The organism is Pseudomonas sp. MM227 (assembly GCF_947090715.1).
Classification (GTDB): domain Bacteria; phylum Pseudomonadota; class Gammaproteobacteria; order Pseudomonadales; family Pseudomonadaceae; genus Aquipseudomonas; species Aquipseudomonas baltica.
In genome coordinates, this window is the sequence record NZ_OX352319.1 from 2766422 (window position 1) to 2789126 (window position 22705).

Here is a 22705-nt window from a genome sequence, read left to right on the forward strand (position 1 = left end):
GGTGTGCCGAAAGTATCGAGGCGGGCGAATACTCGTCACAAGCGAGGATATTTCCAGATGTCATGCCATTTGGTGCTGACAACGCGCAGGCGAGAAAAACACGGCTCGCCCCTGGTCCGCCGCGCATGGCTATCGCCAGACGGAACGCACACCACTATCATGACTCAGATACTCATGGCACCGCGCCACTGGACTAGACATGTCGCGTCGAATCTGGGGAAATGCGCGCCCTTGTCCGCAGGCCTTCACCCATGCCCATTGTCGAATGAATACGTCTTCGCGCCGCATCATCTGTGAACACTGCGATTCACTGTTCGAATCGGTGACGCTGGCCCATGGCCAAAAAGCCGAATGCACGCGCTGTGGCGCGGTGCTCGAACGCGGCCATCGCCTGAGCATCCAGGCGCTGTTCGCCCTCGCGCTGACCGCAGCCATGCTGTTCCTGCTGGCAAATGCCTTCCCGGTGATCAGCATCAGCATGGAAGGCCTGAGCAACCAGGCCACCCTGCTCGCTTCGGTCGGGGCATTGGCCCAAGGGCGCATCACGCCCATGGCCGCCGTCACCGGGCTGACCATCATCCTCGCCCCGCTGTTGCAGATCTGCCTGCTGTGCTGGTTGCTCGGGTTCGCCACTGCAGGGCGCGCCGCGCCCGGCTTTCGCAGCTGCATGCGAGCCCTCGAACACCTGCGCCCATGGAGCATGCTCGAAGTCTGCCTGTTGGGCATTCTGGTCGCCATCATCAAGCTGGCCGGCATGCTCGACGTGCATCCTGGCGTCGGCCTGTGGGCGCTGGGCATGGTCACGGTGCTGCTGATCCTGATTTCGGGCAAGGGCATCCGCCGGCTCTGGGATGACCTGGAAGGACAGCTGCGATGAGCGAGCCGGTCTACGCCCGACAACTGGGCCTGGTGCTGTGCCACACCTGTGGGCATATCTGCCAGACAGGTGAACATCACTGCCCGCGCTGCCACTCCACAGTCCACGCACGCAAGCCCGACAGCATTGCCCGTACCTGGGCGCTGCTGATCGCGGCCCTGATCCTGTACATCCCCGCCAACCTGCTGCCGGTGATGCGCACCAACATGTTCGGCAATGCCAGCGAAAACACCATCATGAGTGGTGTCATCGAGTTCTGGCACGGCGGCTCGTGGGACATCGCCGTGCTGATCTTCTTCGCCAGCGTGGTGGTGCCCTGCATGAAGTTCATGATCCTGGGCACGCTGCTGATAACCTGTCAGCGCAAGAGCCACTGGGCCATGCGCGAGCGGGCCCGGCTGTATCGCTTCATCGAGTTGATCGGCTATTGGTCGATGCTCGACGTGCTGGTGGTGGCGCTGGTGGCCGCGCTGGTGCAGTTCCGTTCGCTGAGTTCCATCGACCCATTGCTGGGTATCGTGTTTTTCGGTCTGGTGGTGGTACTCACCATGCTTGCCGCCATGAGTTTCGATCCCCGGCTCATCTGGGATGTAGAGGTTGAAGATGTCTGATCGTCCAGGTTCCACCCCCCGTCCCCTGCCGCTGCGCCGGCGGTCAAGACGCGTCGTTTCAATGTCTCGCTGGTGTGGATCGTGCCGATCATCGCCGCCGTGGTGGGCGCCTCGATGCTGATCAGCAACGGCCTCAATGCCGGGCCGCAGATCGAGATCAGCTTTCAGACCGCCATGGGCCTGGAGGCCAACAAGACCCAGGTCAAATACAAGAACGTGGTGATCGGCCAGGTGACCGCCATCGCGCTCAGCGACGATCGCAGCCATGTGGTGGCCAAGGTTGACCTGAACAAGTCCGCCGAAGGCTTCACCGCCGAAGACTCGGTGTTCTGGGTGGTGCGCCCGCGCATCGGTGCCAATGGCATTTCCGGCGTCGACACCCTGCTCTCCGGTGCCTTCATCGGCGCCGACGCGGGCAGCGCCGAAGAGCGCAAGAAACAGTTCGTCGGCAAGGAAACACCACCGCCGATCACCTATGGCGAGCAAGGCAAGCGGTTCACCCTGCACACCGAGGACCTGGGTTCGCTGGACATCGGCTCGCCGGTCTACTATCGCCGCATCGAAGTCGGCCAGGTGGTGTCGTACCAACTGGCCGAGGACGGCAAGGGTGTCGACGTGGAGATCTTCGTGCATGCGCCCAACGACAAATTCGTCACCACCGACACGCGCTTCTGGAACGCCAGCGGCATCGACCTGACCGTGGGTGCCAGCGGCCTGAAGGTGAACACCGAATCGCTGTCGACCATCCTTGCCGGCGGTGTCGCTTTCGTCGAGCCCAAGTACAGCCCCAACGCGACGCCGGCCACCGAACGCTCGCGCTTCGACCTGTTCGGGGATCAGGAAACCGCACTGGCGCCGCCCGACGGTGATCCACGCTACATCAGCATGAACTTCAACCAGTCGCTGCGCGGCCTCACGGTCAACGCGCCGGTGGAGTTCATGGGCGTCAACATCGGCCGCGTGGTCTCGGTCAACCTGGACTACGATGCCAAGACCAAGAGTTTTCCCAGCGTAGTCGGCGCGGTGATCTACCCGGATCGCCTGGGCAAGGCGCACGAGAAGCTGCTCAAGCAGATGGGCACCGAGGACGACGAACGTTCGGCCCAGCTGATGTCAGCCTTCGTCAAGCAGGGCCTGCGCGCCCAGGCTCGCAGCGCCAACCTGATCACCGGCCAGTTGTATATCTCGCTGAGCTTCATACCCAATGCCACGCCAGTGGCCTTCGACATGGCCGCTCGCCCGCTGCGCATTCCCACGGTGCCGGGCAGCCTGGACAAGGTTCAGGAACAACTGCAGGGTGTAGTCGACAAGATCAGCAAGCTGCCACTCGACGAGATCGCCACCAACCTCAATGGCAGCCTGAGCGAGATGCAGAAGACCCTGCGTCAGGTCAATGCCGAGGTGCTGCCGCAGATGCGCGGCACCCTGCAACAGACGCAAAAGACGCTCGCCGCGGCGAATTCGACGTTTGCCGACGACTCGCCGGAGCGCCAGCAGCTGAGCCAGGCCATGGATGAAGTTCAGCGCACCGCGCGCTCGGTGCGCGTACTGACCGACTTCCTCAGCCGCAACCCGGAAGCGCTGATCCGTGGCCGCACCAAACAGGGCGAGCCGGACGCCTTCCGCAGCCCGAGCAATACTTCACGTGAAATCCAACCGGAAGCTCAACCATGATCAAACGCACCCTGATGCTGGCCGCAAGCCTGGGCCTGAGTGCCTGCAGCTCGCCGGTCACCCACTACTACACGTTGCAGGACACCGCGCCGAGCACCCCGGCCCGCCTGTCCGCGCCGTCGTTCCAATTCGAGATGCTGGGCGTGCGGATGCCGGTGCAGGTCGATCAGCCACAACTGGTGGTGCGGCAGAACCAGGGCAACCTCGCCATTCTGGAAAACGATCGTTGGAGCGCGCCGTTGGCCGATGAGTTTCACGATGCCCTGACCGATCGCCTCGAACGCCAGCTGGGCACGCGAGACCTGGCCGGGCTACCCAAGGACGCGCAGCGCCCGGTGCTGTCGTTGCAGACCGACGTGCGGCGCTTCGACTCGCTGCCGGGGCAATATGCACTGGTCGACGTGGTGTGGAGCCTGGGCCTGCGCGGGGGTGCGCAGCCGCGCCGTACCCTGACCTGTGCGAGTCAGATCCGTGAAACGGCGGGAGTGGAATTGAGCAGCCTGGTGGTGGCACACCAGCGCGTGATCGATCAATTGGCGAAGCAGATCGCGACGACTGCTCGCCAATGGGTGCAGGGCAGCGGCGCTTGTCCTAGCTGACAGCGCGCGGCACGGTGGCGAGGGCCTTCTCGACACCGTCGAGCAACTGGCCCAGGGTCCAAGGCTTGCGCACGAAGCTGACGGGAATGGTCACGCCGGAGCTTTCCGGTGTTTCGTGCCCCGACATGATCATGATCGGAATCTCGGGCCAGGTCTGTGCCGAATAGTTGGCCAGGCCTGCGCCGTTCATGCTGCCCGGCATCAGGATGTCCGTCAGCAACAAACCCACTTCGTTGGAATGCTGGTTCAGAAACGCGAGGGCATGATCCGCAGATTCGACACCCTCGGTCTTCCAACCCTCGTCGGTCAGCAGCTCGCAGACGAATTCGCGAATCACGGCTTCGTCTTCCACCACCAGAACCAGGTTCGCTCCCTTGGAAGCGCCGTCGATGCGCGGCGAATCAGTCATTGCCAAATCCTTCTGTGTACTTGAATTGATTGAGGAAAGTAACCGCCGCGATGGCGACTCCCACACTCAGGTTAGGAGAGCGGAAAAGCCTGCGAATTCCATTTGTCGAGGTTGCGCCGACGAACGGTAACCCGCCCGCCTGGCGCGGCCGCCGCAACGGCGATCAGCGCGGGGTCGCAAGTTCGATTCCGCTGCAGGCATGGGCAAGCCGAGCCGCACATTCCAGACTGTCAGCGCTCGCGCCATGGATAACGTAGAGCACATCGCCCGGCGCCACTGGTGTGCCCTTGTCTACCTTCAGGTCGATGCCGGCGCCCTTGTCCCGGGGCGCTCCGGCGCACCGTGCGATTTCCGCCAGGCGCCAGCCGTCGAACCGGGCCACGTGGCCTTCGCAGGGTGCACGGACGGCGCAGGTCAGCGCGCTGGGCATCACCGGCACCCTGCGCCCCTGGGCGTCGATCATGCGCTCGAACGCAGCAAGGGCGCAGCCTTCGTCCAACAGCTGCTCGGCGCGTCGCCGACCCGCGGCGACGCTGCCGACCTGCGGGTCCCAGGCCAGAATCTGCGCGGCAAACACCAAGGCTTTCTCGCGCAGGTCGGCCGGTGCCTGCACAGCGCCTTCAAGCACCCAGCGTACATCGCGCACTTCGAGCGCCGGCCCGATACCGCGCCCCACCGGCCGCGATCCATCGGTGACGAGCGCCACTACGGTCAGGCCCAGCAACGCACCGACCTGCTCGAACAGCTCGCCCAGTGCCTGCGCCTGCTCGCGGCTTGCAAGCTTGGTACGCGGGCCGAACGGCAGATCGACGATGACATGGGTCGAGCCGGCAGTCAGTTTCTTGGACAGAATGGAGGCCACGGCCCAACGTGTGGAGTCGATGCGCAGCGGGCGTGTGATGGTATTCATCACCTCATCGAGATGTGAATGGTTGAGGCGACCGTTCCAGGCAATGCAGGCGCCGGTGTGGGCCACGCACTGACGCACTTGCGCAGGCGTCAGTTCCACTTCGGCGAGGACTTCCATGGCGTCGGCCGTGCCGGCCGCCGAAGTGATCGCCCGCGACGAGGTCTTGGGCATGGCCAGCCCATGCGCCGCAACGATCGGCACCACGATCAGGGTAATCCGGCTACCGGGGACGCCGCCCATCGAGTGCTTGTCGACCACCATGGGCCGGTCCCAGCGCATGATCGGTGAAAATCGCGTGCGCACCCTGGCCAAGGCCATCACCTCGGCATCCGACAGGTGCTGGCTGGCACTCACCAGGAAGGCGCCGATCTCGCTGTCCGTATAGCGACCCTCGATGATGTCGCGCAACAACGATTCGTACTGCGTTTCGTCCAGCGCGTGGCCCTGGACCTTGCGCGCCAGCAGTGGATGGCTGGTCGGCAGCCCGGCGTGACGTCGGGCGACGCTCTGCACGGCATCGATGAAACCTTCGATGCCAGCGGCCAGTGTGCCGTCGTTGTCGACGCGCAGGGTTTCGATGTCCGACGGCAGCATGTCCACTTGACGCAGCACCCGCGCACTGGCCTGCTCGGCGGTCTCCCGCCCGCGTCCCAGAATGCGCGCGGCAAGCACCTCTGGCGCGGCAGTGACCTCGATCACCACCAGATGCGGCACACGCGCCGCGGCCTCGCGGATCATCCTGCGCGAGCCGTTGGCGATGACGTGGCCACCCGCCTCCAACACCTGCAGCAGATCGGCAGACAAGCCATAGCTCAGGCCGTGGGCATGCCAGCTGAGCAGGAACTCGCCGGCCGCAACGCTGGCCTGGAACTGCTCGGCAGTCACTCCCGTGTGGTCTTCGCCGGGTGCGCCGCTTGGGCGGGTGATGGTGCGCCGGGCGAACAGGTACCGACCGCTGCCGCCCAGTCGGGCGCGGGCGCCTTCGATGAGCGAGTCCTTCCCCGCTCCGCTTGGGCCGACTACAAAGAAAAAAATGCCCTGCGCCATAGAAGAAGATGCTCCGCCTTGCCCGGACCGATGCCGTCCGGCGTATGGCCGGATCGAGCGTGTGGATGAAAGCGACGCGGCGCGAACCTGCTCGCCGACGCCGGCAGTCTACGCGATTATTTGCGCCCCAGGCTGGCACCCGTGCTGCATGCATCGAGCGCAACGATTATCATCGCCACGCACCGAGCAGTGCGGCGTTCGCGGCATGGACCGCTCCTGCGGGATACATCCCCGATTTTCTCAATGCTTCAGGAGTTCTTGCATGTCATCCATCTCCGGCCTGCCCGAGCACGCGAGCGCTGAAACGTACCGCAAGATCGTCTGGCGGTTGATCCCGTTCCTGTGCTTCTGCTACCTGGCCTCGTACCTCGACCGCATCAACGTGGGCTTCGCCAAACTGCAGATGCTCGACACCCTGCACATGAGCGAAACCGCCTACGGACTGGGCGCGGGCCTGTTCTTCGTCGGCTACATCCTGTTCGAGGTGCCGAGCAACCTGGTGCTGCAGAAGGTCGGCGCGCGCCTGTGGATCGCGCGCATCATGATCAGTTGGGGCGTGCTCTCCGGGCTGACCATGTTCGTCACCAGCCAATGGCATTTCTACCTTCTGCGGTTTCTGCTGGGCGCCGCCGAAGCCGGGTTTCTGCCGGGCGTGCTGTTCTACCTGAGCCAATGGTTCCCGTCGTACCGACGCAGCCGCATCATCGCCCTGTTCATGATCGGCCTGCCGTTGTCGAGCCTGATCGGCGGCCCCCTTTCCGGCTGGATCATGGGCAGCTTCGACGGTGTCGGCGGCCTGCATAACTGGCAGTGGCTGTTCCTCCTCGAAGCCATTCCCACTGTGATACTGGGCGTGCTCTGCCTGGCCATCCTGCCCAATGGCATTGGCGATGCAACATGGCTGAGCGAGCGCGAGAAACACCAACTGCAGGCGGTGCTGGCCAGGGACGAGAGCGAAAACCGCGGCGGCCACTCGTTTCGTGCAGGCTTTTTCGACATCAAGGTGTGGATGCTCGGCGGCATCGATTTCTCGATTCTGCTGAGCGCCTACGCCATGGGGTTCTGGCTGCCCACGTTCATTCGCAATGCCGGGGTGGCGAATGCCGGCGACATCGGCCTGCTGGTCGCCATTCCCAGCCTTGCCGGGCTGATCGGCATGCTGGCCATCGGCGCCAGTTCGGACCGATACCGCGAGCGGCGCTGGCACATCATCGTGCCTTTCATCGTCGGCGCCGCAGCGATGTTTCTCAGCACCTTCTTCACCCAGAACGTGGCAATCACGGTCCTGCTGTTCTCGGTGGCTTCGCTGGCCATCATTGGCGCAGTGCCGGTGTTCTTCAGCCTGCCGGCGACCTTTCTCAAGGGCACCGCAGCCGCCACCGGTTTCGCCCTGGCCTGTTCGCTGGCCAACATTGCCGGTCTGGTCAGCAATTCCCTGATGGGTGTGGTGATGGATCGCTTCCACAGCCCGCAGATTGCCCTGTGGATCTTCGCCGCCTGCCTGCTGCTCAGTTGCCTGCTGGTTCTGGCACTGCCGGCCAAGACCGTCAATCGCTGAGGGTCAGTGACCCGCGAGCGACTGGCCGGCAGTCTAAGCTAAGATCCAAAAGGTATTTACAGTTGGTTTTTTAGATCATTTAGGCTTGGGGTCCGGCGTGCCAGCCGGCTCTCCCCTGCCAAGGAATGATCGTCATGACCCTGTTCTCACGCCTGTCCAAACCCCTGCTGGCTGCCGCCGTGCTGCTGGCCGCCCTCGGCAGCACCGCCCAGGCCGCAGCGCCCGCCGAGGTTCGCCTGGACTACGCCTACTACTCGCCCACCAGCCTGGTGCTGCGACATTTCGGCTGGCTGGAGAAAGCCCTGCCCGGTACCAAGGTCGACTGGGTGCTCAGCCAAGGCAGCAATCGTTCCCTGGAATACCTCAACGGCGGCAGTATCGACTTCGCATCGACCGCCGGCCTTGCGGCGGTGCTGAGCCGCGCCAATGGCAGCCCGATCAAGACTGTGTACATCGCCAGCCGCCCGGAATGGACGGCCTTGGCCGTGCGCAAGGACTCGACGATCAAGAGCGTGGCCGATCTCAAGGGCAAGAAGATCGCCGCCACCAAAGGCACCGACCCTTTTCTGTTCACCTTGCGCAGCCTGCAGCAGGCTGGGCTGAGCAAGGATGATGTGGAGCTGGTCCACCTGCAGCATGCCGACGGCCGCGTTGCTCTGGAACGTGGCGATGTCGACGCCTGGGCCGGGCTCGACCCGTTGCTGGCGGCCAGCCAATTGCAGGCTGGCTCACAGTTGCTGTATCGCAACATCGAGTTCAACAGCTACGGGGTGATCAGCGTCACCGAAACATTCGCGGCAGAACACGCCGACACCGTCGAGCAGGTCATCAAGGCCTACGAGCAGGCACGTACCTGGGCGCGGGAGCATCCCGACGATCTGGCAGCGCTGCTGGCCAAGGAATCCGGCTTGCCGCTGGATGTGGCCAAGCTGCAGCTGTCGCGTACCGACTTCAGCGATGCACAGCCAGGCCCCAAGCAGGTCGAGGCGCTCAAGGCTGCGGCACCGATCCTGACCGCCGAAGGCCTGGTGCGCAAAGGCGTGGACGTCAACGAGGTGGTCGATCGCCTGATCGAGCCGCGCTTCAGCGCTGACGTCATCGGGAAGCCATGAATTCATGAGCACTTCGGAAAAAGCCCTGCCCAGGGGCGCCGCATCGTCCCCTGGGCGTGTATCGACGGCCTGGCGACGCGGCGCCAAGGGCTGGCTGCTGCCCTGCATGATCGTCGCAGTGCTGGAAGTCGTGGTGCGGGCCGGCTGGATTCCCGCCTACCAGATGCCGGCGCCCAGCGATGTGGCACTGACGCTCGCCGAACTGGCGCAGGGCGCGCTGGGCAAGCACGTGCTCGCCAGCGTAGGCCGCGTGCTGGCAGGTTTCGTCATCGGTGCGTCACTGGCCCTGGTATTTGCCGCGTGGGTGGGCCTGAGCCGAGAAGCCGAAGCCTATCTGGAGCCGACCTTCGCGGGTCTGCGCGCCATACCGAGCCTGGCCTGGGTGCCCTTGTTGCTGCTGTGGCTGGGCATCGACGAGACGTCCAAGATCGTGCTTATTGCCATCGGTGCGTTTTTTCCGGTGTACGTCAACGGCGTTGCCGCCATTCGCAACATCGACCGCAAGCTGGTCGAGGTCGGCCAGATGTATGGTTTCAACGCCCGCCGACTGACCGTGCGTATCCTGTTGCCGGCAGCCATGCCGGGATTGTTCACCGGCCTGCGCAGCGGCCTGAGCATGGCCTGGATGTTTCTGGTCGCCGCCGAATTGATTGCCGCGACCAAAGGCCTGGGTTACCTGCTCAGCGACGGACGCGAAACCTCGCGACCGGATATCGTTCTGGCAGCGATCCTCGCCCTAGCGGTGCTCGGCAAGCTCAGCGATGGCCTGCTTGCGGCCCTCGAGCGACGCTGCGTCAGCTGGCGCGATGCATTCACGGGTGAAGCCTCGGGGAACCGCTCATGAACGATGCCCTGTTGAGCCTCCGTGTCCGGCGCAAAGCATTTGGCGACACGGTGGTGCTCAAGGACCTGGAACTGCAGTTGCAACCCGGTGAGCGGGTCAGCCTGCTGGGGCCCAGTGGTTGCGGCAAAAGTACGCTGCTGCGCATCGCCGCAGGGCTCGATCGGGACTACACCGGTGAGCTCGACAGCGCGGGCGACTCCGTAGCGTTCGTGTTCCAGGAACCGCGGCTGATGCCTTGGCTGAATGTAGAGCGCAACATCGGCTTTCACGATGATGGGCATTATGACCCGGCCTGGGTGCGGCAGCTGATAGACGAAGTGGGACTGGGCGGGTTTGCCAAGGCGCTGCCCAAGGCATTGTCTGGCGGCATGGCGCAGCGGGTGGCGATCGCCCGTGGGCTTTATTCCAGGCCCAAGGTGTTGCTGCTGGACGAGCCGTTCAGTGCCGTGGATGCATTCACCCGAATGAAGCTGCAGGATTTGTTGCTGGACTTGGCTGAGCGCCATGACATCGCGTTGTTGCTGGTGACTCATGACGTGGATGAAGCGCTATATCTGAGTGATCGGGTGTTGGTGATGGGGCATCGGGCTACTGGTATTGGCAGTGATATCGAGGTTGGGCTGACACGACCGAGGGATCGGCGTGATCCTGTGTTGGCGACGTTGAAGGTGAAGGCGTTGACGCAGCTGCAGGTCGCTCATGTGGTTTGATCTTTATGTACGGCTGGAGCGCCTCTTCGCGGGCAGAGGGCTCGCCGCCCGCCCCGCTCCCACAGGGGTCCCGGGTGGACTTGGGAGTATGTGGGAGCGGGCTCTGCCCGCGAAGAGGCCCGAGCGGACAAAACAAGGACCGCCAACCGGGCGCAGCCTTACAGAATAGGCTTGCCCCCAGTCACTGCATAGCGCGAACCGGAGATATAGCTGCTCTCATCCGACCCCAGCAGCACATAGATAGGCGACACTTCCACCGGCTGCCCCGGGCGACCCAGTGGGGTTTCTTCGCCGAAGGTCTTCACTGCGTCCGGCGGCATGGTCGCCGGAATCAATGGCGTCCAGATCGGGCCCGGTGCCACGCTGTTCACGCGGATGTTTTTCTTGCCCAGCAACTGCGCCAGGCCCGCGGTGAAGTTGGCAATCGCGCCCTTGGTGGTCGCGTAGGGCAGCAGGGTCGGCTTGGGCATGTCCGAGTTGACCGAGCTGGTGTTGATGATCGAACCACCCGACGGCATATGCGGCACTGCTGCCTTGCAGATACGAAACATCGCCGTGATGTTGATATCGAAGGTACGCACCCATTCCTCGTCCGGAATCTCGTCCAGGGTTTCGTGGCTCATCTGGAACGCGGCGTTGTTGACCAGAACGTCGATACGGCCGAAACGCTCGACAGTCTTCGCCACGATGGCCAGGCACTGCTCTTTCTCGGCCAGATCGCCTGGCAGCAGCAGGCACTGGCGTCCGGCTTCCTCGACGTAACGGGCAGTGTCCTTGGCGTCCTCATGCTCATCGAGGTAAGAGATCACAACGTCAGCGCCTTCGCGGGCATAGGCAATCGCCACAGCGCGGCCAATGCCGCTGTCGCCACCGGTGATCAGGGCGACCTTGTTGGCCATCCGTCCTGAGCCCTTGTAGCTGGTTTCGCCACAGTCGGGAACGGGATTCATCTTCGACTGCGTGCCAGGTACCGATTGCTGCTGCGGCTCGAACGGCGGAGTTGGATAGTTGGCCATGGGTATCTCCATAGGTTGGCAAAAAAAGGTGCGCAAAAAATGCGTTGCGAAAACATCCCTCGAAATGGATACGCGTGCAAAGTCGACTTCCTTGTCCGCGCAAAAGTTTGTTTTTTTTGTGCGGCGCCTGTGCAGGCGTGATTGCAGACGCAAGGAATCTCTCGCGCCTGACCGAGTCACAATGGCGTAACCGATGCATTTTCATTCAGCAGTCAGAGAGGCATTCATGAGCAACGTCGAACTTGAGCACGAAGTACTCACCCGTTTGCTGCACGCGCATCCCCACGGCCTGGGCAAGGAAATTCTCGACAATTATCGCGGCGAGAAGGCAGTGGCTGGAATGATCAAGACGCTGCAGGAAAAAGGCCTGATCCAGGGCAAGCCGGTCACGGTCGAAGACCACGAACCCGCGCTCGAATACCCGATAAAACTGAGCAGCGCAGGCGTCGACGCCGCGAAGAAACACGATGCGGAGAAAGGCAGCAACCCGCACGCCTGAGGATCGGGTAGCGCAGACCTTCAACCCGATCGAACAGCAAAGGGCATCGAGCGTACTCGATGCCCTTTGTCGTGAAGGGGCTTTATTCGGGAAGAAGTAGTACTGACAGGTGAACGGTCACGCGCAGGTAGCGGCCTTGACGAATATCAGCTGAAGGAAGCGGCTGATGTGATCATCCTGCGCATAGGCGTCGGCCAGGCAGGCGCGAGCCTTGTCCAGGTGTTCCTGCAGGCGCCGCTTCACTTCATCCTCACCGCACAGCGCCATGAAGGTCGACTTGCCGTCGTCCTTGCCCTGGTCCTTGGCTGTGGCTGGGCTATGATCATGAAGATCGTCGTACAGTTGGAAGGCCTGCCCCAGTTCCAGGGCAAAGCACTGCAGCACGGCGCGTGTAGGCGGTGGTGCATCGCTGATCAGGTAGGCCATGTCCATGATTGCGCTGAACAGCACGCCGGTCTTGAGGTTGTTGGTGGCGGCAATTTCCTCTGCGGTGCGCGGGTGCAGGCCTTCGCGCAGGTCTTGCAGCTGACCACGGGCCAGACCTTGAGCGCCGATGGCGTTGGCCAGTATTTCCACCAACTGGGTTCGAATCGAAGGCTTCAGCCCGTCGATGCCCGCCACCACGGCGAAGGCCCGCGACAACAGCGCCACTGCAGCCAGAATGGCAACGTCTTCGCCAAACGCCAGGTGCGTGGTGACACGGCCCCGGCGCAGCCTGGCGTCGTCCATGCAGGGCATGTCATCGAGCACCAGCGATGCGGCGTGGACCATTTCCACCGCGCAGCCCAGATCCAGGGCCGCCTGGTCGCTGGCCCCCAAGCCGTTCGACGCCAGGATCAACAGGATCGGACGCATGCGCTTGCCCGGCGCCAGGGCACCATCGCGCATCGCCGTGGCCACCAGGTCGCGCTCATTGCTCGCCGTGGGCAGCAAGGCGTCCAGGCGCGCTTCGATGGTCGTGCGCAGCAGAGCCATGTGCTCGGTGAAACCGGTATCGCTGGTCGCAGACGTGTCAGCTGTCATCGTTCCCTCTGTTCTTGTTTCGAGTCCTGCGGCCGCCGGAGACGAGGTATCGGCATGGCCTGGCGCGGGCAGCTGCGCTCCTAAACAAGGAACGACTGCGCAGCGCCGATGCCTGAGCCTGTGAAGATGGACATACGTTATGCGAATATGAGCGCGCCGTACAACTCTCTACCATGGACAGACCGCAGGCGGCCGTAAATGATTCCTGAGCAATGGAGCTGACATGAAGCACGACGAGTTGAGTCGACGCAAGGATGACCACCTGGACATCGTTCTGGACCCGCTCAGGGCCGGTACACGGGCGGGCGCCGGCTGGGACGTGGTCCAGTTCGAACACTGTGCGCTGCCCGAACTGGACCTGGCAGACATCGACCTGAGCAGCTCGTTGCTCGACATCGCCCTGCGCGCACCGCTGCTGATCAGTTCCATGACCGGTGGCGCCCTGCGCTCCGTGGCGATCAACCGTCACCTCGCCGAAGCGGCGCAGGCGCTGGGCATCGCCATGGGTGTCGGCTCGCAGCGGGTCAGCCTGCAGACCGGCAACGACCAGGGGCTCACCCGCGACCTGCGGCGCATCGCCCCGGACATCCCGCTACTGGCCAACATCGGTGCAGCGCAGTTGCTCGAGAAAGACGGCATGGACCTCGCTCATCGTGCGGTCGACACCCTCGAAGCCAACGGCCTGATCATTCATCTCAACCCGCTGCAGGAAGCGGTGCAGCCCGAAGGCGACCGGCACTGGCTCGGCGTGCTGGCGCAGATCGCCCGTGCAGTGACCGTTCTGAAAGTACCGGTGGTGATCAAGGAAGTCGGCGCCGGGCTCTCGGCCAGCGTCGCGCAGACCTTGGTCGAGGCCGGCGTGCAGGTCATCGATGTAGCGGGCGCGGGCGGTACCAGCTGGGCTGCAGTCGAAGGTGAACGCGCCACCCGCGCGGCCGATCGCGCGGTGGCCATGGCATTCGCTGGCTGGGGCATTCCCACGGCGACCTGCATCCAGACCGTGCGCCAGGCCTTGCCGCAGGTACGCTTGATTGCCTCGGGCGGCGTCCGCGATGGCGTCGATGCAGCCAAGGCCATTCGCCTGGGCGCGGACATCGTTGGCCAGGCCGCTGCCGTGCTGCCAGGCGCAACGCTGTCCACCGAAGCGGTCATCGAACACTTCGAGGTGGTCATCCGCCAACTGCGCGTGGCCTGTTTCTGTACCGGCTCGGCCAATCTGACGGGCCTGCGCCATGCCCGCCTGCTGGGTCCGCAGGCCCTGCCTCGATGAGCCACTTCGGCGTCGTGGCGCCCGCCTATTACAGTCATTTTCACGCCCTGCAGGCTTTGGCCGAGGAATTGATGCGACGAGGCCACCGGGTGACGTTCTTCCACCAGGCGGACGCCGCGCGCTGGGTCACGGCTCCCGGTATCGGCTTCGCAGTGCTGGGCCAGGCCAGCCATCCGCCCGGCAGCCTGCAGCGCAGCCTGCGTCTGGCGGCAAACCCAGGCACACCGTGGGGCCTGCGGCAGATCATCGAGCAATTGGCAGCGACCACCCGCATGTTCTGCGACGAGCTGCCGGCAGCCTTGGCGCAACACGGCGTCGACGCGCTGCTGTGCGACCAGATGGAGGCTGCCGGCGGCCTGGTCGCGGAAAGCCTGGGGCTGCCTTTCGTGTCGATCGCCTGCGCGCTGCCGGTCAACCGTGAGCCGGGCCTGCCGTTGCCGGTGATGCCCTTCGCCTATGCCACGGACGAGCGCAGCCTGCACATGTACCGCGGCAGCACCCAGGTCTACGATTGGTTGATGAAGCCCCATGCGCGCGCTATCCAGAGCGCTGCGAAAACCCTCGGCCTGGCGCCACGCAGTGCGTTGCACGAGTGCCTTTCGCCGCTGGCGCAGATCAGCCAGACCCTGGCCGGCTTCGACTTTCCCCGCCAGCACGCCCCGCCCCACCTGCACGCCGTCGGCCCGCTGCGCAACGCTGCCATTCAGGGCCAGGGGCACTGGCCAATCGACCCGCAACGCCCGTTCGTCTTCGCCAGCCTGGGCACCCTGCAAGGCCAGCGCCTGGGCATGTTCGAGCAGATGGCCAAGGCCTGCCGCCACCTCGACGTGCAATTGCTGATAGCCCACTGCGGCCTGCTCGATTCAACTGCGGAGCAACGCTTGCAGCGCCTGGGCGCCACATGGGTGACTGATTTCGCGGCGCAGCAATGGGCTCTCGAACGGGCCGATGCGGTGATCACCCACGGGGGGCTGAACACCGTGATGGATGCCATCGCCAGCGCCACGCCCATGCTGGTGATGCCCATTGCCTTCGACCAGCCCGGCGTGGCCGCGCGCGTGCGCCATCATGGCATCGGTCGCCAGTTGCAGCGCCGCGCGCGGTCTTCGCGCATTGCCCAGGTGCTGCGCGAGGTTCTCGACATGCCGACACCGGCCTTTGCCCGCTTGAAGGCAGAACTGGCCAGCGCGGGTGGCACGGCCAAGGCGGCGGCTATCGTCGAAACCGCGGTGCGCACGCGGCAACCCGTAGTGGCCGGAGCCCCGTCATGACCTACGACCTGATCCTCGCCGGTGCCGGCCTGGCCAATGGCCTGATCGCCTGGCGACTGCGCCAGGTGCGCCCGGAACTGAACGTACTGTGCATCGATTCGCAGCAGAGCCTGGGCGGCAACCATACCTGGTCGTTCCACGATGGCGACCTGACCGCCGAGCAGCACCACTGGATCGAACCCCTGGTGGTCAAGCGCTGGCCTTGCTACCAGGTACATTTCGCCGAGGTCTCGCGGCGACTGGACAGCGGCTACGCCAGCATCACCAGCGAGCGCTTTGCCGAGGTCATCACCCAGGCCCTGGGCTCGAGCCTGCGCCTGGGCGAAACCATTGCCGAACTGGGCCCGCGACACGTGCGCCTGGCCAGTGGCGAGACGCTGCAGGCCCAGGCGGTGATCGACGGCCGCGGCGTGCAGCCCAGCCGCCACCTGGTGCTGGGCCAGCAGGCATTCGTCGGCCAGCTGCTGCGCCTCCAACAGCCCCACGGCCTGCTGGGGCCAATCATCATGGACGCGCGGGTCAGCCAGGGCGAAGGCTATCGCTTCGTCTATGTGTTGCCATTCACGGCTGATACGGTGCTGGTCGAAGACACCCATTACGTGGATCGCCACACCTTGAGCTGCGATCAGTTGCGCGAGCATATCGCCGACTACGTGCGCTGGCAGGGCTGGACAATCGCCGAGTGCCTGCGCGAAGAACAGGGCGTGCTGCCGATCACCCTGGTCGGCGATTTCGATGCGTTCTGGCAGCAAGCCGCCGGCCAACCCCTTTCCGGCCTGCGCGCCGGCCTGTTTCACTGCACCACCGGCTATTCGCTGCCCCATGCGGTGCGCCTGGCCCAGTGGCTGGCGGAGCAGACCGACATGGACGCCGACCGCCTGTTCACGGGTATCCGCGAACACGCACGCCAGCAATGGCAGGCGCAGGGTTTCTATCGCCTGCTCAACCGCATGTTGTTCCTGGCCGGCAAGCCTCAGGATCGCTGGCGGGTGATGCAACGCTTCTACCGCTTGTCGCCCGCGCTGATCAGCCGATTCTATGCAGGCCAAAACCACTGGCGTGACCGCGCCCGGATTCTCGTCGGCAAGCCTCCCGTGCCCGTCGACGAGGCCGTGCGCGCCGCCCTCAGATCTTCTCCCCGGCAGTTCGAGAACCCCCATGAATCCAGCTAAAACCGCCATCGTCATCGGCGCAGGCTTCGGCGGCCTGGCCCTGGCGATCCGTCTGCAGGCCGCAGGCATCCACACCACCTTGCTGGAAAAGCGTGACCAGCCCGGAGGCCGAGCCTATGTCTACCGCGACCAGGGCTTCACCTTCGACGCCGGCCCGACCGTGATCACCGACCCTTCGGCCATCGAAGAGCTGTTCACCCTCAGTGGCAAGCGCATGGCCGACTACGTCGATCTGCTGCCGGTCAAGCCGTTCTACCGGCTGTGCTGGGAAGACGGCACGAAGTTCGACTACGCCAACGACCAGGCCGAACTGGACCGCCAGATTCATGCCCTGAACCCACCAGACGTCGCCGGCTACCAGCGCTTCCTGGCCTACTCCCAGGCGGTGTTCAAGGAAGGCTACCTCAAGCTTGGCGCGGTGCCCTTCCTGTCGTTTCGCGACATGCTCAAGGCAGGTCCGCAACTGGCTCGGTTGCAGGCGTGGCGCAGCGTCTACTCGATGGTTTCAAGCTTCATCGAGCATGATCAGCTGCGCCAGGCATTCTCGTTCCACTCGCTGCTGGTGGGCGGCAACCCGTTCGCCACCTCGTCCATCTACACCCTGATCCATGCCCTGGAACGCGAATGGGGCGTGTGGTTTCCCAAGGGCGGCACCGGCGCGCTGGTGCAAGGCATGGTCAAGCTGTTTCAGGACCTGGGCGGTACCGTGGAGTTGAATGCCGAAGTGGCGAAGATCGACGTCGAGCACGATCGGGCCACGGCAGTGCATGCGCGCGACGGCCGCAGCTGGCGCGCCGACTGCCTGGCCTCGAACGCCGACGTGGTGCATACCTACGCCGACCTGCTGGGCGAGCACCCGCGCGGTCGACGCGAGGGCAAGCGCCTCAAGGGCAAGCGCTTCAGCAACTCGCTGTTCGTCATCCATTTCGGCCTGAAGCGCCCACAACCGCAGTTGCAACACCACACGGTGTGCTTCGGTGCGCGCTACCAGGCGTTGATCCACGAGATTTTCAACGGCGCCGAACTGGCGACGGATTTCTCTCTGTACCTGCATGCGCCCTGCGTCACCGACCCCAGCCTGGCGCCACCGGGCTGTTCGAGCCACTACGTATTGTCGCCGGTTCCGCACCTGGGCAATGCAGCCATCGACTGGTCGGTGCAGGGCCCGCTGTACCGCGACCGGATTTTCGAATACCTGGAAGAGCACTACATTCCCGGCTTGCGCGAAGATCTGGTCACCTGCCGCATCTTCACCCCGGATGATTTCCAGAGCGAACTCAACGCGCACCTGGGCTCGGCGTTTTCGCTCGAGCCGGTGCTGCAGCAGAGTGCCTGGTTCCGCCCGCACAACCGCGATGCGCAGTTGAACAACGTCTACCTGGTCGGTGCCGGCACCCATCCAGGCGCCGGGGTACCGGGTGTGATCGGCTCGGCCAAGGCGACTGCCGGGCTGATGATCGCGGACCTGCATTCATGAGCACGCCGGCGCCGGATCCGGCGCTGCGCGAACATGCCGAGCAGAGCATCGCCGTGGGTTCGAAAAGCTTCGCTGCAGCCGCCAAGCTGTTCGACGAACGCACGCGGCGCAGTGCGGTAATGCTGTATGCCTGGTGCCGCCATTGCGACGACGTGATCGACGGGCAACAGGCCGGCCACGACGCAATATCGATCAGCGCTGAGGAAGCGCAGCGGCGGCTGGCCCTGCTGCAGGCCCAGACCCGTGCGGTGTACGCCGGGGAGCCTACTGGCGAACCAGCGTTTGCCGCGTTCGCCGAGGTCGTGCGCGAGCACGGCATTCCCGAACACAACGCAATGGAACACCTGGCCGGGTTTGAAATGGACGTGCTGGACCGCCGCTATCACACCCAGGACGACACGCTGCAGTACTGCTACCACGTGGCTGGCGTGGTCGGCCTGATGATGGCGCGGGTCATGGGCACTGACGATCCACGCACCCTGGATCGGGCCTGTGACCTGGGGCTGGCGTTCCAGCTGACCAATATTGCCCGCGACATCGTCGAGGACGCGCGTATCGGCCGCTGCTACCTGCCCGCGCAGTGGTTGGATGAGTTGAACATTCCGCTGCAGGCACTGGCCACGCCTGAGCACCGACCGGCCGTGGCAGTGCTCGCCCAGCGCCTGGTCAACCTGGCCGAACCCTACTACGCCAGCGCCCAGGCCGGCCTGGCGGCCCTGCCCTGGCGCTCGGCCTGGGCCGTGGCGACCGCCGCCGCGGTGTACCGACAGATCGGCGTGAAGGTGGTTGCGGCGGGCAGCCATGCCTGGGATGCCCGCATTTCAACCTCGAAGGTGGAAAAGCTGGCAGCCGTGAGCCAAGGCGGATGGCGCGCCGTCAGCGCTCGCTGGCGGCAGTGGCCGCAGCGCCCTGCGCAGCTGTGGAGTCGGCCTCGTCCGCCTTGCGCAGCGGCCCCTGGTGCAGTGCGCGAAGCTGAGCACGCAAACGCGTCGTAGAAGGCGCGAACAGAAAGCCGAAGGAGACGCAGCGCTCCTTGCCCTCTACCGCGTGGTGCATCAAGTGCGCCTGGTAGAGGCGCTTGAGGTAACCACGCCGGGGCACCAGGTGGAACGGCCAGCGCCGGTGCACCAGCCCATCGTGAACCACGAAATACAATGCGCCATAGGCAGTCATGCCCGCGCCGATCCACTCCAGCGGATGCAGCCCCTGGGTCCCCAGGGCAATCAGCACGATTGCCAGCCCTGCGAACACCACCGCGTACAGGTCGTTCTTCTCGAACCAGCCGGTGCGGGGCTCGTGATGGGAACGATGCCAGCCCCAGCCCCAACCATGCATGAGGTACTTGTGGGCCAGGTAGGCAACGCCTTCCATGGCCGCCAAGGTGATGAAAAAAACCAGGCTGTTGAGGATCACTGCTGCTCTCTGCCAAAGCGGGTAGGCCACTATCTTAACGCAACCGGCGCGACCCTGGCCGGCTGCTCATCGCCTGGTCAGCGCAAGGTCCAGGAAATGCCCGCATAGACACCCAGGCCGTCGCCGGGGGTCGAGCGCGCCACGTCACGGCCCTGATCGTCATAGCCCGGAGTGACGGTGCTGGCATAGCGTTTGTTGGTCAGGTTGCGAACGTCCAGCCAGGTCTGCCAGGTGTCGTCCGGCGCGGCGTAGCCCAGGCTGGCACCGAACAGGGTATACGGCGCCGCGTAATAGGAATTGGCATAGTCCACGGCAATGCGTGAGGCGTGTTGCACGTTGAGGCCGGTGTACACACCGCTGGGGTGGTCGTAGCGCAGTTCGGCCTGATAGTAATGCTCGGGCAGGCCGGGCAGACGGTTGTCACCGAACCGCGCATCGTCACGGTAGTGGAAGTCACTGTAGGTATAGGTTTGCCGCAGTGCCAGGCGCCCGGCCTGGTGGCCGTCCCACAAGGGACTGTCCAGTGCCAGCTCGATACCTTGATGCACCGTCGGGCTGGCATTGGCCTCGCCAATCACTTGCGAGCGCGTGGCCGTGGCGGCCTGGGTCTCGACGCTGAGCAGTTCGTGACGCACCTGCGAGTAATACCAGGCCAGGTCCCATTGGCCGAACCAGGCCTCCCCTCGCCCGCCCAGTTCCAGGGTGGTAGCGCTCTGGTTGTCGAGTTCGACGCCGTTGCTCTGCAAACCCGTGGCCGCACCGCTGCCCGCCGCGAAGTAGCGGTTGGAGCCCCAGATCATCGACCACGGGTGCGGCGGTTCCACCGAACGACTGAGGTTGCCGAACACCTGCAACTGCGGGCTGTAGTCGTAGCGCAGCCCCAGGCGTGGCGCGTAGTCCCAGGCATGCAGGCTGACGCGGTCGTTGGTCACCGGGTAACTGACTTCCGTCTCGCGGCGCGTGTACAGGGCGGCCAGTCCACTGGTCAGCCAGAGGTCCGGCAGCAGCTCCAGTTCGTTGCTGACGTACAGCGTATGGTCGGAGCCTTGGTAGCTGTAATCGCGGGTCCGCGTGCCAGGTGTATACCCAGCCGTGTTGCCGACCGGCACGCGGACGAATTCCGACACTCCGGAATTGGGCAATGCCTTGGTGCTGCGCCACCCCACTGTGGTCTTGCTGACATGCCCGAGCAGGTCGTCCTGGCGCACATAGTTCAACGTGCCGCTGACATCGGTGTAGGCCACCTTCATCCGATTGGTGCCTTCGCGCAGGTCCATCGGGTAGTCGTGATAGACCACCCCGGCTTCCAGGCGGGCACCGTCATCCAGGTGCCAGGTGGTCTTGTTGGCCAGCCAGGTACTGCCCGGCTGGATGCGCTTGGAGTCGCGCGCCAGGTTCAAGCCATTGGCCGCGCGAGGGTCGTGGGCGATCTGCCCGCGGGCCAGTCTGCCGGGCGTGTCGTTGTCGGTCTCGCGATAGCGGAAGAAAAACCGGGTCTCCAACTGCGGGCTGAAGCGATAGCCGAAGTTGCCTGCAGCGCCACGGCTGCCGCCGGCGCTCTGGTCCTGGAAGCCGTCGTAGCTGGAATCGGTCACGCTGAAATAATAGTCGGCATCCCCCAGAACCTGGCCGGAACTGACCTGGCGCTTGCTGTAGCCATGGCTGCCCACTTCGTAGCGCAGCTGCAATCTGGCGGCGTCGTAGCCGGTACGCGTGACATAGTTGATGGCGCCGCCCAGGGCCAGCGCGCCACGGTCGAAGCCATTGGCTCCGCGCAGCACCTCGACACGGCTCAGCCACAGCGGTTCGAGCAACTCATAGGGCGTGCCACCAGGGCCGGTCAGCGGCAGGCCGTCGAACATCTGGTACAGCCCCGAAGAATGCGCGCCGGGACCGCGGTTGATGCCCGAACCACGGATGGAGATTTTCGCACCTTCGTTGTTGGCAGCGCGGGCATAGATGCCTGCCTGATTCCTGAACAGGTCTTCATTGCCCGCCAGCCGCCCGCGCTCACTCGCTTCGGCGTCGATCAGATTGGTACCGCCCGGGACCGAGTGCAATGCCAGACCTGCCTCGTCCAGCTCGCTCACGCGGGCCTCGCTGACCTCGACAGCCGGCAACTCCATGACCTGTGCCGCGAGGGCACACGAAGGTGCGCCGAACACGGCAGCCAAGCCCAAGGCAGGCCATCGGGGCGAGCGTGACAGGGCAATCGAAGACAGGCAGTGGGGACGGCCCCCGACATGAAGACGGGGCGCAGAGGGTTGCGGCATGGAACGGATCCTTGAAGAGCGGTATACCCGAGAACGGTCCGGGTCTGGCAAGCGGCGCGGCCCCAGCCTCGGGCCCGTTGGGGAGGATTGACGCTCGTGATGGCCCAATGAGCACATTGGTGGGTGAAATGCCCCGCAGCGGTCAGACTTCGCTGCGCAGTTCCTCGAGATAGCGGGTGCCGCGCACGGTGAGGGCCAGCCGCGTCCGGCTATCTGGGGTGACCGTGGTAACCACGTAACCGACCAGCAGCAAAGCGCGCAGGGCGAAACCGTCCTCGCTGCCGAATGCCTGCCATTGGGCGCTCTCTATCAGCGTCAGCAGCCGCTTGTAGTTAGCCTGGTCTTCCGTCATCGCTAGCCAGCCTCCGTTGCATCCATTGCACGTGCCGCCAGCTTACTCAAAAGCATCGACCAGGGCACAGGAAAAAGCATGCTGGAGGATCTCGAGCATGGAAGTGGCGGCTGCGGCCGAGCCGTGGAAAAACCAATGGCAGCAGGGAGGCGGTTTCGGCCAACATCAGCTATAGCTTTTACAGCCCCGGGCAATTTCAGCCGGTTTATTCCCCTGCCTTCTCAACATCGACCGTCAAGGGTGACTCCATGGCTTCCATCGAAGCGGTACTAGCAGGGCTCGACCCGCCCCTCAAACATGAAACCCACATGGAAGAAGGGCTGCTCAACCTGACCCTGATCGACCCCAATGTCCCCGCGCAAGTGATGCGCAGCCTGTCGCCCCATGAATACAAGGACAGCACCACGTTTCGCCTGCTGGTGCTGTATGCGGTCAACGAAATTCGTGGCAAGGGTTCCCATGCGCCACTGGAAGTGATGCCTGCCGTCGAGTGGGACTCGCACACCTGATTGCAGAGGGCTCGCCAGGCAAGCGACAACTCGTCGCTGTGCCACACATTTTCTGAATCTTTCCTGCGTATCACAACTC

At 64.3% G+C, this 22705-nt stretch carries 21 protein-coding genes and 1 pseudogene; 15 read left to right on the top strand and 7 right to left on the bottom strand.

Features of this window, described 5'->3' with window-relative positions; translation table 11 throughout:
* Window positions 1–265: 265 nt before the first annotated feature.
* From ONG87_RS12430 to ONG87_RS12445, 4 genes and pseudogenes are all read left to right on the top strand, one after another.
* A complete protein-coding gene (locus tag ONG87_RS12430) occupies window positions 266–877 on the top strand; it encodes a paraquat-inducible protein A (protein ID WP_264381370.1) in 612 nt (203 codons plus the stop codon).
* A complete protein-coding gene (locus tag ONG87_RS12435) occupies window positions 874–1488 on the top strand; it encodes a paraquat-inducible protein A (RefSeq protein ID WP_122477384.1) in 615 nt (204 codons plus the stop codon). The genes ONG87_RS12430 and ONG87_RS12435 overlap by 4 nt, the downstream gene beginning before the upstream one ends.
* A pseudogene (locus tag ONG87_RS12440) lies at window positions 1481–3162 on the top strand (intermembrane transport protein PqiB). The gene ONG87_RS12435 and the pseudogene ONG87_RS12440 overlap by 8 nt, the downstream one beginning before the upstream one ends.
* Window positions 3159–3761, top strand: a complete 603-nt coding sequence (locus ONG87_RS12445; protein ID WP_264381371.1) for a membrane integrity-associated transporter subunit PqiC — start codon at window positions 3159–3161, stop codon at window positions 3759–3761. The pseudogene ONG87_RS12440 and the gene ONG87_RS12445 overlap by 4 nt, the downstream one beginning before the upstream one ends.
* On the opposite strand, the gene ONG87_RS12450 is transcribed toward ONG87_RS12445, so the two are convergent.
* Together ONG87_RS12450 and phnN are read right to left on the bottom strand one after the other, a co-directional pair.
* On the bottom strand, window positions 3754–4170 hold the full coding sequence (locus ONG87_RS12450; protein ID WP_122477379.1) for a response regulator: 417 nt from the start codon (window positions 4168–4170) through the stop codon (window positions 3754–3756). The genes ONG87_RS12445 and ONG87_RS12450 overlap by 8 nt on opposite strands.
* A gap of 163 nt (window positions 4171–4333) precedes the next feature.
* A complete protein-coding gene (gene phnN, locus ONG87_RS12455) occupies window positions 4334–6127 on the bottom strand; it encodes a phosphonate metabolism protein/1,5-bisphosphokinase (PRPP-forming) PhnN (RefSeq protein ID WP_264381372.1) in 1794 nt (597 codons plus the stop codon).
* Between the two features lie 262 nt (window positions 6128–6389).
* Between phnN and ONG87_RS12460 the strand changes: the two genes are divergently transcribed.
* The 4 genes from ONG87_RS12460 (at window position 6390) to ONG87_RS12475 (ending at window position 10351) form a co-directional block, all read left to right on the top strand.
* Complete coding sequence (locus ONG87_RS12460; RefSeq protein WP_122477376.1) at window positions 6390–7685, top strand: MFS transporter; 1296 nt, start codon at window positions 6390–6392, stop codon at window positions 7683–7685.
* 134 nt (window positions 7686–7819) lie between these two features.
* Entirely contained in the window at window positions 7820–8797 is a 978-nt protein-coding gene (locus ONG87_RS12465; RefSeq protein WP_264381373.1) for an aliphatic sulfonate ABC transporter substrate-binding protein, read from the top strand.
* A gap of 4 nt (window positions 8798–8801) precedes the next feature.
* Entirely contained in the window at window positions 8802–9641 is an 840-nt protein-coding gene (locus ONG87_RS12470; RefSeq protein WP_192059849.1) for an ABC transporter permease, read from the top strand.
* Window positions 9638–10351: an ABC transporter ATP-binding protein gene (locus tag ONG87_RS12475; RefSeq protein WP_264381374.1), complete on the top strand. Its 714-nt coding sequence runs from the start codon at window positions 9638–9640 to the stop codon at window positions 10349–10351. The genes ONG87_RS12470 and ONG87_RS12475 overlap by 4 nt, the downstream gene beginning before the upstream one ends.
* Window positions 10352–10509: 158 nt before the next feature.
* Here ONG87_RS12475 and ONG87_RS12480 read toward each other — a convergent pair whose 3' ends face one another.
* Window positions 10510–11367 carry an SDR family oxidoreductase gene (locus ONG87_RS12480; RefSeq protein ID WP_122477369.1) on the bottom strand — a complete coding sequence of 286 codons (858 nt, stop codon included), beginning with the start codon at window positions 11365–11367 and terminating at the stop codon, window positions 10510–10512.
* A 226-nt stretch (window positions 11368–11593) separates the two neighbouring features.
* Here ONG87_RS12480 and ONG87_RS12485 point away from each other — a divergent pair, with 226 nt between their 5' ends.
* On the top strand, window positions 11594–11866 hold the full coding sequence (locus ONG87_RS12485) for a hypothetical protein (RefSeq protein WP_122477368.1): 273 nt from the start codon (window positions 11594–11596) through the stop codon (window positions 11864–11866).
* Window positions 11867–11983: 117 nt separating this feature from the next.
* Here ONG87_RS12485 and ONG87_RS12490 read toward each other — a convergent pair whose 3' ends face one another.
* Window positions 11984–12889, bottom strand: a complete 906-nt coding sequence (locus tag ONG87_RS12490) for a polyprenyl synthetase family protein (RefSeq protein WP_264381375.1) — start codon at window positions 12887–12889, stop codon at window positions 11984–11986.
* 223 nt (window positions 12890–13112) lie between these two features.
* Between ONG87_RS12490 and fni the strand changes: the two genes are divergently transcribed.
* The 5 genes from fni to ONG87_RS12515 are packed head-to-tail and all read left to right on the top strand — an operon-like array spanning window position 13113 to window position 19074.
* The gene (fni, locus tag ONG87_RS12495) at window positions 13113–14159 is read left to right on the top strand and encodes a type 2 isopentenyl-diphosphate Delta-isomerase (protein ID WP_264381376.1); all 1047 of its coding nucleotides are present in this window, start codon (window positions 13113–13115) and stop codon (window positions 14157–14159) included.
* Entirely contained in the window at window positions 14156–15430 is a 1275-nt protein-coding gene (locus ONG87_RS12500) for a glycosyltransferase (RefSeq protein ID WP_264381377.1), read from the top strand. The genes fni and ONG87_RS12500 overlap by 4 nt, the downstream gene beginning before the upstream one ends.
* Window positions 15427–16602 (top strand): lycopene beta-cyclase CrtY, encoded by a 1176-nt coding sequence (crtY, locus tag ONG87_RS12505; RefSeq protein ID WP_264381378.1) that lies wholly within the window; start codon window positions 15427–15429, stop codon window positions 16600–16602. The genes ONG87_RS12500 and crtY overlap by 4 nt, the downstream gene beginning before the upstream one ends.
* Entirely contained in the window at window positions 16589–18079 is a 1491-nt protein-coding gene (locus ONG87_RS12510) for a phytoene desaturase (RefSeq protein ID WP_264381379.1), read from the top strand. The genes crtY and ONG87_RS12510 overlap by 14 nt, the downstream gene beginning before the upstream one ends.
* Window positions 18076–19074, top strand: coding sequence for a phytoene/squalene synthase family protein (locus tag ONG87_RS12515; protein ID WP_264381380.1), 999 nt, complete (start codon window positions 18076–18078; stop codon window positions 19072–19074). The genes ONG87_RS12510 and ONG87_RS12515 overlap by 4 nt, the downstream gene beginning before the upstream one ends.
* On the opposite strand, the gene ONG87_RS12520 is transcribed toward ONG87_RS12515, so the two are convergent.
* The 3 genes from ONG87_RS12520 to ONG87_RS12530 form a co-directional block, all read right to left on the bottom strand.
* Window positions 18956–19450 (bottom strand): sterol desaturase family protein, encoded by a 495-nt coding sequence (locus tag ONG87_RS12520; RefSeq protein ID WP_197975821.1) that lies wholly within the window; start codon window positions 19448–19450, stop codon window positions 18956–18958. The two genes, ONG87_RS12515 and ONG87_RS12520, sit on opposite strands and share 119 nt — an antisense overlap.
* A 119-nt stretch (window positions 19451–19569) precedes the next feature.
* Entirely contained in the window at window positions 19570–21672 is a 2103-nt protein-coding gene (locus tag ONG87_RS12525) for a TonB-dependent receptor family protein (protein ID WP_367400476.1), read from the bottom strand.
* Between the two features lie 235 nt (window positions 21673–21907).
* On the bottom strand, window positions 21908–22117 hold the full coding sequence (locus ONG87_RS12530; RefSeq protein ID WP_122477353.1) for a hypothetical protein: 210 nt from the start codon (window positions 22115–22117) through the stop codon (window positions 21908–21910).
* A gap of 248 nt (window positions 22118–22365) precedes the next feature.
* Between ONG87_RS12530 and ONG87_RS12535 the strand changes: the two genes are divergently transcribed.
* On the top strand, window positions 22366–22626 hold the full coding sequence (locus tag ONG87_RS12535; RefSeq protein WP_163007545.1) for a hypothetical protein: 261 nt from the start codon (window positions 22366–22368) through the stop codon (window positions 22624–22626).
* Window positions 22627–22705 lie beyond the last annotated feature (79 nt).